13 protein-coding genes and 2 pseudogenes are annotated in these 14685 nt (G+C 69.1%); 9 read left to right on the forward strand and 6 right to left on the reverse strand.

The window, feature by feature from the left end; translation table 11 throughout:
- Positions 1 to 328: 328 nt before the first annotated feature.
- A complete protein-coding gene (locus PKO50_RS32295) occupies positions 329 to 2719 on the reverse strand; it encodes a penicillin acylase family protein (RefSeq protein WP_275628282.1) in 2391 nt (796 codons plus the stop codon).
- Positions 2720 to 2824: 105 nt separating this feature from the next.
- On the opposite strand from PKO50_RS32295, the gene PKO50_RS32300 reads away from it, so the two are divergent.
- A complete protein-coding gene (locus PKO50_RS32300; RefSeq protein ID WP_275628283.1) occupies positions 2825 to 3859 on the forward strand; it encodes an AraC family transcriptional regulator in 1035 nt (344 codons plus the stop codon).
- Positions 3860 to 3876: 17 nt separating this feature from the next.
- On the opposite strand, the gene PKO50_RS32305 is transcribed toward PKO50_RS32300, so the two are convergent.
- Positions 3877 to 4380 (reverse strand): transcriptional regulator, encoded by a 504-nt coding sequence (locus PKO50_RS32305; protein ID WP_109935448.1) that lies wholly within the window; start codon positions 4378 to 4380, stop codon positions 3877 to 3879.
- 31 nt (positions 4381 to 4411) lie between these two features.
- Entirely contained in the window at positions 4412 to 5020 is a 609-nt protein-coding gene (locus PKO50_RS32310) for a DUF6436 domain-containing protein (RefSeq protein ID WP_275628284.1), read from the reverse strand.
- Between the two features lie 112 nt (positions 5021 to 5132).
- Between PKO50_RS32310 and PKO50_RS32315 the strand changes: the two genes are divergently transcribed.
- Positions 5133 to 6071, forward strand: coding sequence for an alpha/beta hydrolase (locus tag PKO50_RS32315; RefSeq protein ID WP_109935446.1), 939 nt, complete (start codon positions 5133 to 5135; stop codon positions 6069 to 6071).
- On the opposite strand, the gene PKO50_RS32320 is transcribed toward PKO50_RS32315, so the two are convergent.
- A complete protein-coding gene (locus PKO50_RS32320; RefSeq protein ID WP_109935445.1) occupies positions 6068 to 6796 on the reverse strand; it encodes a hypothetical protein in 729 nt (242 codons plus the stop codon). The genes PKO50_RS32315 and PKO50_RS32320 overlap by 4 nt on opposite strands.
- 98 nt (positions 6797 to 6894) lie before the next feature.
- Here PKO50_RS32320 and PKO50_RS32325 point away from each other — a divergent pair, with 98 nt between their 5' ends.
- The gene (locus tag PKO50_RS32325; RefSeq protein WP_109935444.1) at positions 6895 to 7518 is read left to right on the forward strand and encodes a 2OG-Fe(II) oxygenase; all 624 of its coding nucleotides are present in this window, start codon (positions 6895 to 6897) and stop codon (positions 7516 to 7518) included.
- Positions 7519 to 7521: 3 nt separating this feature from the next.
- Here PKO50_RS32325 and PKO50_RS32330 read toward each other — a convergent pair whose 3' ends face one another.
- Positions 7522 to 8079, reverse strand: coding sequence for a DUF6160 family protein (locus PKO50_RS32330; protein WP_109935443.1), 558 nt, complete (start codon positions 8077 to 8079; stop codon positions 7522 to 7524).
- 192 nt (positions 8080 to 8271) lie between these two features.
- Between PKO50_RS32330 and PKO50_RS32335 the strand changes: the two genes are divergently transcribed.
- Positions 8272 to 8766, forward strand: coding sequence for a DUF523 domain-containing protein (locus PKO50_RS32335; RefSeq protein WP_275628285.1), 495 nt, complete (start codon positions 8272 to 8274; stop codon positions 8764 to 8766).
- A gap of 161 nt (positions 8767 to 8927) precedes the next feature.
- A pseudogene (locus PKO50_RS32340) lies at positions 8928 to 9364 on the forward strand (DUF4399 domain-containing protein).
- Positions 9365 to 9449: 85 nt separating this feature from the next.
- On the opposite strand, the gene serA reads toward PKO50_RS32340, so the two are convergent.
- Positions 9450 to 10679 carry a phosphoglycerate dehydrogenase gene (gene serA / locus PKO50_RS32345; RefSeq protein ID WP_109935441.1) on the reverse strand — a complete coding sequence of 410 codons (1230 nt, stop codon included), beginning with the start codon at positions 10677 to 10679 and terminating at the stop codon, positions 9450 to 9452.
- 191 nt (positions 10680 to 10870) lie between these two features.
- On the opposite strand from serA, the gene PKO50_RS32350 reads away from it, so the two are divergent.
- The 4 genes and pseudogenes from PKO50_RS32350 (at position 10871) to PKO50_RS32365 (ending at position 14557) form a co-directional block, all read left to right on the forward strand.
- Positions 10871 to 12265, forward strand: a complete 1395-nt coding sequence (locus PKO50_RS32350) for an FAD-binding oxidoreductase (protein ID WP_275628286.1) — start codon at positions 10871 to 10873, stop codon at positions 12263 to 12265.
- Between the two features lie 152 nt (positions 12266 to 12417).
- On the forward strand, positions 12418 to 13083 hold the full coding sequence (locus PKO50_RS32355) for a fumarylacetoacetate hydrolase family protein (RefSeq protein WP_109935439.1): 666 nt from the start codon (positions 12418 to 12420) through the stop codon (positions 13081 to 13083).
- 82 nt (positions 13084 to 13165) lie between these two features.
- A pseudogene (locus PKO50_RS32360) lies at positions 13166 to 14097 on the forward strand (SdiA-regulated domain-containing protein).
- A gap of 82 nt (positions 14098 to 14179) precedes the next feature.
- Positions 14180 to 14557, forward strand: coding sequence for a NirD/YgiW/YdeI family stress tolerance protein (locus PKO50_RS32365; protein WP_275628287.1), 378 nt, complete (start codon positions 14180 to 14182; stop codon positions 14555 to 14557).
- The last annotated feature ends 128 nt before the right edge of the window (positions 14558 to 14685 follow it).

Genomic DNA, 14685 nt, shown 5'->3' on the forward strand with positions numbered 1-14685 from the left:
GGACATATGCCGAAGGGCAAGAAGAATCTGTTTTCTCAGAAGAATCTGACAGTCAATCGCTGCAACTTCCACGCATTTGCCAACTACTATTCAGTGTGTCCGTTGGCGGTTGCCGGCTATTCCCCGCAGCTTGGTCGGCCTCCGTGATCCCGGGCAACTTGCCAGTGCTTACCACAGCACCCAGGCGGGAGGTGGCGCGCAAATACAACACCCCGACAGTTATCCCTAGGGGGAATAACGCGCCAGGGAGCTTCGGCGCCTCCCGCAGTCCCTTCTCACGGAAACGACGAACCCCGCATTGCGCGGGGTTCGTCGTTTTCGGCGCTACCTAGCGGCCCTGCGGGACCAGCCTGAGCAGGCCGTGGCTGTTGGCGGCGACCTCGTCGGGCTGGAAATGCTCGGCGTGGTAGCGGCCTTCGACGTAGTCCTCGGCCTGGTCCTTGTAGTGCGCGTCGAAGAGCACGCCGCTCTGGCCCACCGGGTTGATGCCCAGGGCGTGGGTCGGGTCGGCGAAGTCCACCAGGCGCCGCGTCGAGGGCCCGTAGGTGACGGCCCAGGGCGCCGGGCCGATGGGCGCCGAGAGATTGTTCGGCACCTCGTGGCCGCCGGGGGCGGCGAAGGGGCCGATGTTGAACAGGCGGTCCAGCGGCTTCTGCATGCCCAGCGGGTGCACGTGGGTGAGGGTGTGCGCCTCGCCCCATCTCCAATTGGCCGGGTCCTGGCCGAAGGTGTCGCGCAGGTGCGCAAGGCTCGCCTGCCAGGCGGCCCTGACGATGTCCGCGCGGCTTTCCTTCTGCGCCGTGCCGCGGTCGTCCCACCAGGGCGACGCGTCGTCGGCGGCCAGCCGCGGCAAGGCGCTGTCGATCGCCCGGGTGCTCAGCAGGGTGTTGAAGAAGGCGTCGCCCATCTCGTCGTGCATGGCGGCGTAGGCCAACTGGTAGAGGAACTGGCTGAACAGGGTGGCGGCCACCGAGTCCAGCGGGTAGTCGCCCTTCCAGGCCGCCAGTTGCTCCACCAGTGCCTTCTCCTGGTCGCCGGCCGCCACCTGGCGCAGGCTCGGCAGCAGCGGGGCCAGGGTGCGCGGGCCGTAGTCGGTGCCGGTGTCCAGCTGCAGCGCCTGGCTGTTCTGCAGGTCCCACTTCACCGAGGTGTCGGCCAGGCGTTGGTCCAGGCGCTGGCCGCGGTCGGCCAGGTTGTAGTAGCCGGGGATCGGCCGGCCGTTGGCGGGCACCGGTTGGAAGTTGGCCGAGACGATGTAGCCGCGCGCCGGGTTCTCCTCGTGGGGGTTCTCGACGAAGGGGTAGAAGCCGTCCTTGTCCGCCGCGGCGGTGCTGCCGTCGAGGATGAAGTTGGGCTCGACGCCGGCCGGGCGCCGCGGCAGCTGCGCCGAGGCCCACCAGGCGATGTCGCCGCGGGCGTTGGCCCAGACCACGTTGAGCCCCGGCGCGTGGATCTGCGCGGCGGCGGCGCGGGCCTTGTCCAGGGTGTCGGCGCGGTCGAGGTGGTAGAAGGCGTCCAGCAGCGGGTTCTCGGTCTGCAGGAAGCCCCACCACATGGCGATGGGCGTCTTGCCCGAGGCGGCGCCCAGGGCGTCGTTGACGATCGGCCCGTGGGGCGAGCTGCGCAGCACCAGCCTGACCGGCGCCTGGCCCTTGACCGCGATGCTCTGCTCCTCGCGCTGCAGGTCCACCCACTGGCCGTGGTACCAGACCTGCTCGGGGTTGGCCGGGTTGGTCTTCTCGGCCACCAGGTCCATGTCGTCGTTCTGGAACATGGTCAGGCTCCAGCCGAAGTCCTTGTTGTGGCCGAGCATGGCGAAGGGCACCAGGGCCTGGTGGTGGCCGTAGAGTTCGAAGCCCGGGGCGCTGAGCTGCGCCTCGTACCACACCGAGGGCGCGGCGAAGCGGATGTGCGGGTCGCCCGCCAGCAGCGGCCTGCCGCTGCGCGTGCGGCTGCCGGAGACCACCCAGGCGTTGCTGCCCTCGTACTGTGGCAGGCCGGCGGCCTCCAGGGCCTGCTGGCTGATCTGCGCCAGGGCGCCGAGGTCCTTCCAGTCGCCGGCGGCCAGCGCGGTGGGCCGCTGCAGCACGCCCTCGGGGTGCCAGGCCAGGTCGAAGGCCTTCAGGTAGTCGGCGCCCAGGTCGTCGCGGATGTAGGTGAGCACCGGCTCGGTGCGCAGGGCCACGGCGAAGCTGTAGGCCAGGTAGCCGGACACGGCGAGGGTGTCCTCCACCGTGAACGGCCGCTTGGGAATGCCCAGCACGTCGAACTCCAGCGGCTTCGGGTGGCTGGCCTGGTACTGGTTGATGCCGTCCAGGTAGGCCTGCAGGGCTTTCCAGGCCGGCGACTGGCGGTCCTGGCGGGCGGCGTACTCGGCGGCATGGCTGCGCAGGCGCAGGGTGCGAAACAGGCGGTCGGTGTCCACCAGCTTGGGCCCCAGCACCTCGGCCAGTTCGCCGTTGGCCAGGCGGCGCAGCATCTCCATCTGGAACAGCCGGTCCTGGGCGTGCACGTAGCCCAGCGCGCGGTACAGGTCGCTTTCGTTCTGCGCACGGATGTGCGGCACGCCACGCTCGTCGTAGCGCACCTCGACCTCGGCCTGCAGCCCCGGCAGCCCGGCCAGGCCGTCGCGGGTCGGCTGCTTGCCATGCAGGTACCAGGCGCCCCCGGCGGCGGCCGCCGCCACCAGCACGGCAAGAACGGTCAACGTACGTTTCATGCAAGGCTCTCCTTGTTGTTCTGCGCGGATTCTGCGCATTCGCGCCGGGCGCTTGCATTGACCAAACGCCCGCAAGCTGCAAGTCTTCGGTCAAAAGGAGGCCGCATGCCCGCTGCGCGCGCACCACTCACCCACTCGGCCACCCTGCGCCGCCTGCTCTACGAGGCCCTGGCCAGCCTGGGGCTGGAGCCGGCGCGCATCTACCGCCAGGCGCTGCGCCGGGTGCGCCTGGCGCCGGTGAGCGCCGACGGCCGCCTGCTGCACGACGAGGTGCCGTTGTTCTGGGCGGCGCTGCCGGAGCTTAGCGGCGACGCGGACATCGGCCTGCACCTGGGCGAGGCGATGAAGCCGCGCCTGCTCGACGTGGTCGGCTACCTGCTGCTCGCCAGCCGCGACCTGGAGCAGGCGCTGCACAGCTTCCTGCGCTTCCAGCACATCCTTTCCGGCGGCCTGGCCGCGCAGCTGCGCGAGGAGGGCGAGCAGGTGCGGCTGGTGCTCGACATCCACTACCGCGACTGCCCGCCGCTGCGCCAGCAGATGGAATGCCTGCTGCTGCTGTTCATCAAGCTGCTGAAGGCGGTCACCGACGACGAGTTCGCCTGTTCCGCCATCGAGTTCCGCCACGCCGCGCCCCGGCGCCTGGCCGAGCACCGCCGGCTGTTCGGGCTGACGCCGCGCTTCGCCTGTGAACACGACGCCCTGCTGTTCCCCCGTGCCCTGCTGCGACGCCCGTCGCGCACGGCCAACGCTGCCTTGCACGGCGTGCTCACCCGGCATGCCGAGGAGGAATTGCAACGCCTGCAGGAGAACGACCTGCGCAACCGCCTGCGCTACCTGCTGGCCCACCGCCTGGGCCGCGAGCCCTGCACCCTGGAGGCCTGCGCCGAGCTGCTGGGGCTGCCGGCCGGGGCCCTGCAGCGCAGCCTGGCCGGGCAGGGCAGCGGCTTCCGCGAGCTGCACGAGGAAGTGCGCCGCCAGCGCGCCACCGAGCTGCTGGCCGAAGGCGTGGCCATCCGCGAGGTCGCGCGGACCTGCGGCTTCGCCGAGCTGTCGCCGTTCTACCGCGCCTTCCGGCGCTGGTTCGGGGTGCCGCCGGAGGCCTACCGGCGGCGTTTGCGGGAGATGGCGCAGGCGCGTTGAGGCGACCCGCGCCGGGTTCATTCGGCCAGCGGGATCTCGCGGGACACGTCCAGCAGGGCCATGGCGTCGAGCTGTGTCTCGATCTGCAGGAAACGCATGGCGCGCGTCGGCGAGACGGCCTTGGCCATGCGCGTGATGTAGCGGTTGCGCAGGTCCAGGCGCATCTGCTGGAGCTTCTCGGCGCGCGTGATCAGCTTGCTGGCGTCGGCATCGGCGACCTTGCCGGTGTTGTAGGACCTGGCGTAGTCGAGGATCAGCGCCAGGTGCTGCTTGCTCAGCTTCTCGGCTTCGCTGCGGTAGGTGTTGTAGATCGGCCAGAACGCCTCGCCTTCCTTGTCGGTGAGGTTCATGTTGGCTTCGACGATGCGCTTGCGCTTGTAGTCGATGTCGGCCAGGCGGTTGTCGATCTCGGCCTTGTGCTCGGACATCACCTGGTCGGGGTTGGGCGCCTGGTCGTCGGCGACGGCCAGCAGCGGCAGGGCGAGCAGGGCGCACAGGGCGAGGGTGGGGCGTAGCGGCATGGGAGGCTCCTTGTAGTCGCGCGCCGGCCCTTCATGGGCCAGCTCCGGCAAGTGTAGATGCTGGCGCCCGGCTGTCCGCCCGCCAGGGGCAATAGCAGCCTTGCGCGAGGGTCTGGGTGGCCTGCACCGGGCGGCCGTCGACGAGGGCCTGCAGCACCGGCTCGATGAAGCTGTTGGCCGAGCTGCACACCGCGCCTTCGCTATAGGGACCGAAATAGGCCAGGCGGCCCTGGCGGTCCCAGATGGCCACTGCCGGGCTTGCCGGCAGCGCCTCGGCGCCGGGCGGCATGGCCAACGGCTGCAGGGCCTGGAGGGTGGCGGGCAGGCGGCCCTGGCTGGCGGGTTTCTGTACGGCGAAGAACTGCACGCCGAGCGGCGCGAAGCGCGCCAGCAGCTCGGCCAGGTGCTGCTGGTTGCCGACGTTGCACGGGCAGGCCGGGTCCCAGAAATGCACCAGGCGGATGGCGCCTGGGCCGGCCAGCCCCGCCGGCAACTGCAGGCCGGCGCCGCTGAACAGCGTCGGCTGGGTGTCGAAGGGGCGGATGTAGCGCTGCTGGAACCACTGGTAGGCGCCCAGCAGGGTGGCGCCGGCGAGCAGTGCGGCCAGGCTGGCGAGGATGAGCTTGCGGCGGGCAGGCATGGCGAATCCCGGTAAGATAGCCCCCAAGAGTGCCATGCCGCCGCCCGCGGCAGAACGGCCCGGTTGCCGCCGGGCACTCGCCCCCGTGCCACCGTAAACGCGGAAAACCCCGATGCCAGAAGCCTTCCAGCCCGATCTGCTGCGCCAGCGCCTGCGACCCCTGACCGCAGCCGGGCGCGATGGCCAGGTCGCCGCCTACCAGTCCTTCTACGGGCTCGACCTGGCGGCCCGCTACCCGGGCCTGGACAGCCGCCTGGGCTATCTCGAGTGCGCCGGCTACCGCATCGCCGTGCAGACCTGGCGCCCGGCCCTGGCCCGCGGCAGCCTGCTGTTGCTGCACGGCTACTACGACCACATGGGGCTGTACGGCCATGTCGTCGACTGGGCGCTGGGCCTGGGCCTGGCGGTGATCGCCTGCGACCTGCCGGGGCACGGCCTGTCCGACGGCGCGGCAGCCAGCATCAACGACTTCGCCGAATACCAGGCGGTGCTCGCCGGCCTGCTGGACGCGGCGGCGCAGCTGGACCTGCCGCAACCCTGGCACCTCTTCGGGCAGAGCACCGGCGGCGCCATCCTGCTGGACTACCTGCTCACCGGCGCGCCGCGCCCGGAGCTGGGCCACACCCTGCTGCTGGCGCCGCTGGTGCGGCCGCGGGCCTGGGGCTGGTCGAAGCTCAGCTACCAGCTGCTGCGGCCCTTCGTCGATTCCATCCCGCGCAAGTTCACCGACAACTCCAACGACGCCGGCTTCCTTGCCTTCCTCCGCGATCGCGACCCGCTGCAGCCGCGCATCCTGCCCACCGCCTGGGTGGGCGCGCTGGCGCGCTGGATCCCGCACATCGAGGGCGCGCCGCCCAGCCCGCGCAACCTGCTGGTGGTGCAGGGCGACGCCGACGAAACGGTGGACTGGCGCTACAACCTGAGGGTGCTGGAGGAGAAGTTCGAGCGCATCGAGTGCCTGCTGCTCACCGGCGCGCGGCACCACCTGGCCAACGAGAGCGAGGCACTGCGCCGGCGCTACTTCGACTTCCTCGGCGAGCGCCTGAGCTAGTTGGCGGGGGACGCCAGCCCGGCTTTCACCGCGGCCAGGGCGGCCTGGTAGTAGGCCTGGCCGGCCGGCGACTCGGCGAAGTCGGCGAACTGCTGCAGCTCGGCGTCGGAGAGGCTGCGGTAGACGTACAGCAGGGTGTTGTCGAGGTCGGCGCCGATCTGCTGCACGACGTTCTGCCGCTGCCCTTCGAGCAGCCCCTGGCCCTGGCCGAGCAGGCCGGGGAGCATCTGGCTGAGGCTGTCGGCGGCCACGCTGGCCAGCGCCATGCTGACCTCGGCGCCCGCTTCGCTGGCCGGCAGGGCACGGCTCAGGCGCTGGGCGAGCTGCTGGCGCTGCGGCGTGGCCTGCTGGCGCGGCAGGCCGTTGGCGTACTGGGCGAGCTGGTCGCTGCGGGTGGCGAGGGTTTCCGCGGCGGCGATCTTGTGCCCCAGGGGCGATTCGAAGAAGGCCAGCGCCGGCCCGCTGTCCGCCAGGTTCTGGCGCAGCCCGGCCAGCGCCCGGGCATCGATCTGCGCCGGGGCGAAGCGCTGGTTGCTGTTGTTCACCAGGGCCTGGTACAGCGCCGGCGGCAGGTTGGCCTGGTAGCGCTTCTGCGCGGCGTGCAGGGCATCGTTGAAGTGCGCGCGTTGTTCCGGCCAGCCGGCGGCCTGGTACAGGCGCTGGTAGTCGTCGGCCAGGACGGGTAGGCCCAGCATCAGCAGGGCTAGGGCAAGCAGTGCACGCAAATCGGGTCCTCCTGGCGACAGTGGCCATCCGCCGCGGCTATTGTCGGCAAGCCCGGCCCCGCTTGTCGAGGCGCTTGTCGCCGGCGTTACAATAGCGCATGAACCCGCATTCCGATTCCTCCCCCCTGCAGAACGCCGTCGACGACCTGGCCGAACGGGGCTGGTCGCTGCAGCGCGACTTCCTGCCCGCGGACCTGGTCGCCGCCCTGGCCACGGAGTGCCGCAAGCGCGCCGCCGCCGGCGAGCTGGCCTCGGCCTCGGTGGGGCGCGGTGCCGGCCAGGCGGTGCGCGAGGGCATCCGCGGCGACCGCATCCAGTGGCTGGAGCCGGGCCAGGCCGTGGCCTGCGATCGCTACCTGGGGCTGATGGACGAGTTGCGTGTGGCGCTCAACCGCGCGCTGTTCCTGGGCCTGGAGGACTTCGAGTGCCACTTCGCCCTGTACCCGCCGGGCGCCTTCTACCAGAAACACCTGGACCGCTTCCGCGACGATGACCGGCGCAGCGTGTCGGCGGTGCTCTACCTCAACGACGGCTGGCTGCCCGAGCATGCCGGCGAGCTGCGCCTGTACTTCGCCGACGGCAGCCACGACGACGTGCCGCCGCTGGGCGGCAGCCTGGTGCTGTTCCTCTCCGGCGAGTTCCCCCACGAGGTGCTGCCGGCCCACCGCGAGCGCCTGTCGCTGACCGGCTGGTTCCGCCGCCGCGGCGATGCCCCGCTCTAGGGCTCAGTGGCCCCAGACGCGGATGGTGCCGCTGATGTCCTGGATGTCGCGGACCTCCAGGCTGCCCAGGCGGCTTTCCCCGACGTAGAGGTCGCCGGCGACGCGCACGCGGATGGTCTGCGCCGGCAGGCCGCCGGCATTGAGCTGCTTGTTGATGGTGGTCAGGTCCGGCAGGGTCAGCGCCAGCTGCTGCTGGCCGTTGCTGCCCTGGACCACGTCGACCTGCAGGGTCGGCAGCTCGACGCCGAAGACCGGCAGGCTCAGGCCCAGTTGCGCGGCGCCCAGGGGCAGCGCGCCGCCGCGGCCGTCCGGGCAGACGGCGGCGCTGGTGCAGCCGTTGTCGATCTTCACGTTGCGCAGCGAGACGCTGCCGCCGTCGTCGACCCAGGCGGCCTTGCCGATGCTGGCCATGACGTCGGCGCGGATGCTCAGGCCGTCCTGGCCGCTGATGCGGCCGAGGTTTTCGTTGTCCAGCGGTTCGAGCGCGGCCTGGCTGGCGCCGGCGGCGCACAGCAGCAGGCCGCCGAGCAGGTGCGGCAGGCTGTCGAGAAACTTGACCATGGTGGCGGTTCCCTCGCGGTGGGCGACATGGCGAGGCAGTCTGCGCGCGATGCGGCCGGCCCGCCATGTCGGCGCGGCAGTTCCAGCCGAAGGATGGGCCCGGCCGCCGTCGGCGGCCCGCCATCGGTTGCCAGGTGACCGGGGCGGATGTGCGGGCTAGTCTGTTGCGATCGAAAAGGGAGCGCTTCGCCCATGCAGAAGATTCTCGTCAGCCGCTGCCTGCTGGGCCACCGGGTGCGCTACGACGGTGGCAGCCACGGCCCCTTCGACCTGCTGGAACGCTGGCAGGCGCAGGGCCGGGTGGTCGCGCTGTGCCCGGAAGTGGCCGGCGGCCTGCCCACGCCGCGGGCGCCGGCGGAGATTCCCGGCGGCCGCGGCGCCCTGGTGCTGGAGGGCCGGGCGCCGGTGGTGACGGTGAACGGCGAGGACGTCACCGGCGCCTTCGTCCGCGGCGCCGAACAGGCCATGGCCCTGGTCGACCGTCACGGCATCCGCCTGGCCATCCTCAAGGCGCGCAGCCCCTCCTGCGGCAACCGCGAGAACTACGACGGCAGTTTCTCCGGCCTGCGCGTGCCCGGCGAAGGCGTCACCGCGGCGGCGCTCAAGCGCATGGGCGTACTGGTGTTCAGCGAAGAGGAGCTGGACGCGGCGGCGGTCTGCCTGGCCGGCCTGGAAGCCGGCGGCTGAGCGCGCTGTGGTAGCCTGAAAGGCGCGGCGTAGAGCCACCCGACAGCCCTTGTAGCACTCTTTCCCTTGAGCCGTCGGCGTGGCGGCCTATGCTGAAGAGTCCCGCTGGAGGCTCGCTTTAGCGTGCCGGGCCTCCCCATCCCGCTCACAAGGAGAACTCCATGAAGCTCACGTTGCCTTGCCTCGGCCTCGCCGGCCTGCTGCTCGCCGCCTCCACCGCCGCGCTGGCGGCCGGCATGCCGCGTACCCCGGCGCCCGAGGGGCCAAGGTGTATTTTATCGAACCGCAGGACGGCGCCACCGTCGGCCAGACCTTCACCGTCAAGTTCGGCCTGGAAGGCATGGGCGTGGCGCCGGCCGGCGTCGACGCGCCGAGCACCGGGCACCACCACCTGCTGGTCGACCTCAAGGAGCAGCCGGCCATGGACATGCCGCTGCCGATGACCGACAACATCCGCCACTTCGGCAAGGGCCAGACGGAAACCAAGATCACCCTGCCGCCGGGCAAGCACACCCTGCAGCTGCTGCTGGGCGACAAGAACCACGTGCCCTTCGAGCCGAACGTGGAGTCGCAGAAGATCACCGTGATGGTGAAATGAGCCATCGGCTCGCTCCTACAAAAGAAGCCGCAGGGCGCAATGAAAAAGGGAGGCCGAGGCCTCCCTTTTTCATTGCCGGCGTGCCTTAGAACAGGACGCGGCTGCGGATGGTGCCGTTGACGTGCTGCAGCTTCTCCAGCGCCAGGTCCGAGTACTCGGCGTCGACGTCGATCACCACGTAGCCGACCTTCTCGTTGGTCTGCAGGTACTGGCCGGAGATGTTGATGCCGTTGTCGGCGAACACCTTGTTGATCTCGCTCATCACGCCCGGGATGTTGGCGTGGATGTGCAGCAGGCGGTGCTTGCCGGGGTGCGACGGCAGGGCCACCTCGGGGAAGTTGACCGAGGACACCGAGGTGCCATTGTCGCTGTACTTGACCAGCTTCTCGGCCACTTCCAGGCCGATGTTGGCCTGGGCCTCGGCGGTGGAGCCGCCGATGTGCGGGGTGAGGATCACGCGGTCCAGGCCACGCAGGGGGCTGGCGAACTCTTCGTCGTTGGACTTGGGCTCGACCGGGAACACGTCGATGGCGGCGCCGATCAGGTGCTCGTCCTTGATAGCGTCGGCCAGGTGGTCCAGCTCGACCACGGTGCCGCGGGCGGCGTTGATCAGGATGCCGCCCTTCTTCATGGCGCGGATTTCCTTCTCGCCGATCATCCACTGGGTGGACGGCAGTTCCGGCACGTGCAGCGAGACGATGTCGCACAGGCCCAGCAGCTCGTGCAGCGAGCCGATCTGCTGCGCGTTGCCCAGCGGCAGCTTGGTCACCACGTCGTAGAAGAACACCTGCATGCCCAGGGCCTCTGCCAGCACCGAGAGCTGGGTGCCGATGGAGCCGTAGCCGACGATGCCCAGCTTCTTGCCGCGGATCTCGAAGGAGTTGGCCGCCGACTTGATCCAGCCGCCGCGGTGGCAGGAAGCGTTCTTCTCGGGGATGCCGCGCAGCAACAGGATGGCCTCGGCCAGCACCAGCTCGGCCACCGAGCGGGTGTTGGAGTAGGGCGCGTTGAACACCGCGATGCCGCGCTCACGGGCGGCGTTCAGGTTGACCTGGTTGGTGCCGATGCAGAAGCAGCCGACGGCGATCAGCTTCTTGGCGCAGTCGAAGACTTCCTCGGTGAGCTGGGTGCGGGAACGGATGCCGATGAAGTGGGCGTCGGCGATCTTTTCCTTCAGCTCGTCGCCGGACAGCGCGGTCTTGAGGTACTCGATGTTGGTGTAGCCGGCGGCCTTGAGGGTATCAACGGCATTCTGGTGCACGCCTTCCAGGAGAAGGAATTTGATCTTGCTCTTGTCGAGAGAAGTCTTGCTCATCTGCTTGAACCTGTAGTCCCGGGATAATGGCTAGAAAATGAACAGCTCTGGCCGAACCGGCCGGTGCCGCAGCTCGGCGCCAGGTGGCGAACTGCGTGGGGTGCGTATGCTAGCATGTTCTCCCTTTTCCTTGTCCGGTTGCGACCTGAGCTGTTCTCAGGACGACCATGAACCATTTGAGAGTTCCTCCGATGACCCGCGAAGCCCTGATCGAATCGCTCAAGCCCCTGCTGGAGCCCGGCAAGCTGCTGACCGATGCCGATTCCCTGGATGCCTATGGCAAGGACTGGACCAAGCATTTCGCCCCGGCGCCGCTGGCCATCGCCTTCCCCAAGAGCATCGAGCAGGTGCAGGCCGTGGTGCGCTGGGCCAACGAGCACAAGGTCGGCCTGGTGCCCTCGGGCGGCCGCACCGGGCTGTCCGCCGCCGCCGTCGCCGCCAACGGCGAGGTGGTGGTGTCGTTCGACTACATGAACAAGATCCTCGACTTCAACGCCTTCGACCGCACCGTGGTGTGCCAGCCGGGCGTGGTGACCAAGCAGCTGCAGCTGTTCGCCGAGGAGCAGGGCCTGTACTACCCGGTGGACTTCGCGTCCTCCGGTTCCAGCCAGATTGGCGGCAACATCGGCACCAATGCCGGCGGGATCAAGGTGATTCGCTACGGCATGACGCGCAACTGGGTGGCCGGCATGAAGGTCGTCACCGGCAAGGGCGACCTGCTGGAGCTGAACAAGGACCTGATCAAGAACGCCACCGGCTACGACCTGCGCCAGCTGTTCATCGGCGCCGAGGGCACCCTGGGCTTCGTGGTCGAGGCCACCATGCGCCTGGAGCGCACGCCGAAGAACCTCACCGCGATGGTCCTGGGTACCCCCGACTTCGACTCGATCATGCCGGTGCTGCACGCCTTCCAGGGCAAGCTCGACCTGACCGCCTTCGAGTTCTTCTCCGACAAGGCCCTGGCCAAGGTCCTGGCCCGCGGCGACGTGCCGGCGGCCTTCGAGACCGACTGCCCGTTCTACGCCCTGCTGGAGTTCGAGGCCAGCACCGAGGAAGTGGCCAACGAGGCCCTGGCCACCTTCGAGCACTGCGTGGAGCAGGGCTGGGTGCTGGACGGCGTGATGAGCCAGAGCGAGCAGCAGCTGCAGAACCTGTGGAAGCTGCGCGAGTACATCTCCGAGACCATCTCGCACTGGACGCCGTACAAGAACGACATCTCCGTCACCGTCAGCAAGGTCCCGGCCTTCCTCAAGGACATCGACGCCATCGTCGAGGCCAACTACCCGGACTTCGAAGTGGTCTGGTTCGGCCACATCGGCGACGGCAACCTGCACCTGAATATCCTCAAGCCCGAGAACCTGTCCAAGGACGAGTTCTTCGCCAAGTGCGCCACCGTCAACAAGTGGGTGTTCGAGACCGTGCAGAAGTACAACGGCTCCATCTCCGCCGAGCACGGCGTGGGCATGACCAAGCGCGACTACCTGGGTTACTCTCGCTCCGAGGCCGAGATCGCCTACATGAAGGCGGTCAAGACGGTGTTCGATCCCAACGGGATCATGAACCCCGGCAAGATCTTCGCCGAGTGAGCTGATCCAGCAGTAGATCCCAGCAGGGCCGGTTCACCGGCCCTTCGCTTGTCTGGGCCGAGGGATTCGGCCGGCAGCGCCCGCGGGAGGCGGGCACCGCGCAGCGTCACGAGCGCCGCGGGGCATCCCATTCATCCGTCCAGGAGTCGGTCATGAGTTACCAGCATCAGTACGTCGACGGCACCCGCATCCACTTCCCGCTGGGCAAGGTGGTCTGCGTCGGGCGCAACTACGCCGAGCACGCCAAGGAGCTGAACAACCCGGTGCCCACCGAGCCGCTGCTGTTCATCAAGCCCGGTTCCTGCACCGTGCCGGTGGAAGGCGGCTTCGTCATCCCCGAGGGCCGTGGCGACGTGCACTACGAGGCGGAGATCGCCGTGCTGATCGGCAAGCCGCTGTCGCGCCAGCCCAGCGCGGAAGAGGTGCTGGACGCCATCTCCGGCTACGCCCCGGCCCTGGACCTGACCCTGCGCGACGTGCAGGCCAAGCTCAAGGAGAAGGGCCTGCCGTGGGAGCTGGCCAAGTCCTTCGACGGCGCCTTCGTGCTGGCGCCCTTCGTCAGCGCCGACCGCTTCCCCGACCCGACCGACATCGGCATCCGCCTGAGCATCGATGGCGAAGTGCGCCAGGACGGCAATAGCCGCGACATGCTCAACCCGATCGTGCCGCTGATCCAGCACATCTGCGGGCACTTCTCGCTGCAGCCGGGCGACGTGGTCTCCACCGGCACGCCGGTGGGCGTGGGCCCGCTCAAGCGCGGCAGCGCGCTGGTGCTGGAACTTCCCGGCGCCAGCCGGTTCGAAAGCCGCGTCCTCTGATCCGTACCCCGCCAAGGGCCGCCCTCCGTGCGGCCTTTGCTTTCTGCGGGGCGTTGCCAAACCCAGACAACAAGAACCCTCGATGACCCAGGTCCGATCCTCCCGTCTTCTGCGCTGGCTGCTGCTGGCATTGCTCTTCGCCGCCGTGGTGCTGGTGGTGCTGGCCAAGCTGTTCCACTGGGACGACCGTGCCCGCCTGTGGTGGCAGGAAGAGAACACCAGCGCGCAGGACCGCGCCGACAGCGTCTGGCTGCCCGGCTATCGCGCGGTGATCCAGGGCAAGCCGCTCAAGGGCGGCCTGGAGGGGCAGGAGACCTCCGACCTGGCCTACAACCCGGTGACCCGCACGCTGTTCACCGTGACCGGCAAGAAGCCGCTGCTCGGCGAGCTGTCGCTGGACGGCGAGGTGCTGCGGGTGATCCCGCTGCTGGGCCTGGAGAACCCGAGGGGGTGGCGGTGCTGCCCAACGGCAACGTCGCGGTGACCGACGAGCGGCAGAACTCCCTGACCATCTTCCACCTCGACCCGCAGACCCACGAGCTGAGCACCGCCAAGCTGGCCAGCTTCGACCTGGGCAACCTCGGGGAGAAGAGCAACAAGGGCTTCGAGGGCATCGCCTGGGACCCGGCGCAGAAGCGCCTGCTGCTGGGCCGCGAGCGCGACCCCATGACCCTCTTCAGCTGGGCCAGCGACGGCAGCCCGGGGCTGACCGGCAGCATGCAGCCGCTGCCCAGCGAACAGCTGTACATGCGCAACGTCTCGGCGCTCAGCGTCGACCCGCGCACCGGCCACACCCTGGTGCTGTCGGCGGAATCGCACCTGCTGCTGGAGCTGGACGAGAAGGGCGAGCCGGTCAGCTTCATCAGCCTGCTGGGCGGGCTCAACGGCCTGCACGACAAGATCCCGCGCGCCGAGGGCGTGGCCATCGACGAGCAGGGCACCATCTACATGGTCAGCGAGCCGGAGCTGTTCTACGTGTTCCGCAAGCTCAAGGACGACGGCAAGGGCGGTTAAGCCTGGATTAAGCGCGGATTCAGGCTGGTTTCAGCAGGCTTGGCTAATCTGGCTTCAACGAAAACAGCCAGGAGGCTACTTCATGAAATCCATCCGTCTTCCCCTGATCGCCGCCATCGCCCTGTTCTCTGGTGCCACCTTCGCCGCCGGCGGCTACACCGGCCCGGGCAGCGACGCCGCCAAGCCGGCCGCGAGCGGCCCGGTGAACACCGTGAAGACCGCCCAGGCCGCCGCCGACGACACCCCGGCGGTACTCGAGGGCGTGATCACCAAGCGCCTGCACGGCGAGCACTACGAGTTCAAGGACGCCACCGGCAGCATGCAGGTGGAGATCGACCACGACGACTGGCCGCAGGGCGTGGACATCTCCGACAAGACCAAGGTGCGCCTGACTGGCGAGGTCGACCACGAGCGCAAGGGCGTGGAGATCGATGTAGATCGCGTGGACGTTCTGCAGTAACGAGATGCATATGAAAAGGCCGCGCCGGGAGTGATCCTGGCGCGGCCTTTTTGCATTCGGCTTTTCGTAGGAGCGAGCTTGCTCGCGAACGGTGCTTGCTCGGGACTTTGGGTGTTGGGCTGTAGAGC

This window comes from Pseudomonas sp. 273 (assembly GCF_029201425.1).
Classification (GTDB): Bacteria; Pseudomonadota; Gammaproteobacteria; order Pseudomonadales; family Pseudomonadaceae; genus Pseudomonas; species Pseudomonas delhiensis.

Excerpts from the sequence above, each read along its gene's own strand:
- PKO50_RS32295 (WP_275628282.1), bottom strand. The coding sequence starts at position 2,719 with ATGAAACGTACGTTGACCGTTCTTGCCGTGCTGGTGGCGGCGGCCGCC.
- PKO50_RS32300 (WP_275628283.1), top strand. The coding sequence starts at position 2,825 with ATGCCCGCTGCGCGCGCACCACTCACCCACTCGGCCACCCTGCGCCGC.
- PKO50_RS32305 (WP_109935448.1), bottom strand. The coding sequence starts at position 4,380 with ATGCCGCTACGCCCCACCCTCGCCCTGTGCGCCCTGCTCGCCCTGCCG.
- PKO50_RS32310 (WP_275628284.1), bottom strand. The coding sequence starts at position 5,020 with ATGCCTGCCCGCCGCAAGCTCATCCTCGCCAGCCTGGCCGCACTGCTC.
- PKO50_RS32315 (WP_109935446.1), top strand. The coding sequence starts at position 5,133 with ATGCCAGAAGCCTTCCAGCCCGATCTGCTGCGCCAGCGCCTGCGACCC.
- PKO50_RS32325 (WP_109935444.1), top strand. The coding sequence starts at position 6,895 with ATGAACCCGCATTCCGATTCCTCCCCCCTGCAGAACGCCGTCGACGAC.
- PKO50_RS32330 (WP_109935443.1), bottom strand. The coding sequence starts at position 8,079 with ATGGTCAAGTTTCTCGACAGCCTGCCGCACCTGCTCGGCGGCCTGCTG.
- PKO50_RS32335 (WP_275628285.1), top strand. The coding sequence starts at position 8,272 with ATGCAGAAGATTCTCGTCAGCCGCTGCCTGCTGGGCCACCGGGTGCGC.
- serA (WP_109935441.1), bottom strand. The coding sequence starts at position 10,679 with ATGAGCAAGACTTCTCTCGACAAGAGCAAGATCAAATTCCTTCTCCTG.
- PKO50_RS32350 (WP_275628286.1), top strand. The coding sequence starts at position 10,871 with ATGACCCGCGAAGCCCTGATCGAATCGCTCAAGCCCCTGCTGGAGCCC.
- PKO50_RS32355 (WP_109935439.1), top strand. The coding sequence starts at position 12,418 with ATGAGTTACCAGCATCAGTACGTCGACGGCACCCGCATCCACTTCCCG.
- PKO50_RS32365 (WP_275628287.1), top strand. The coding sequence starts at position 14,180 with ATGAAATCCATCCGTCTTCCCCTGATCGCCGCCATCGCCCTGTTCTCT.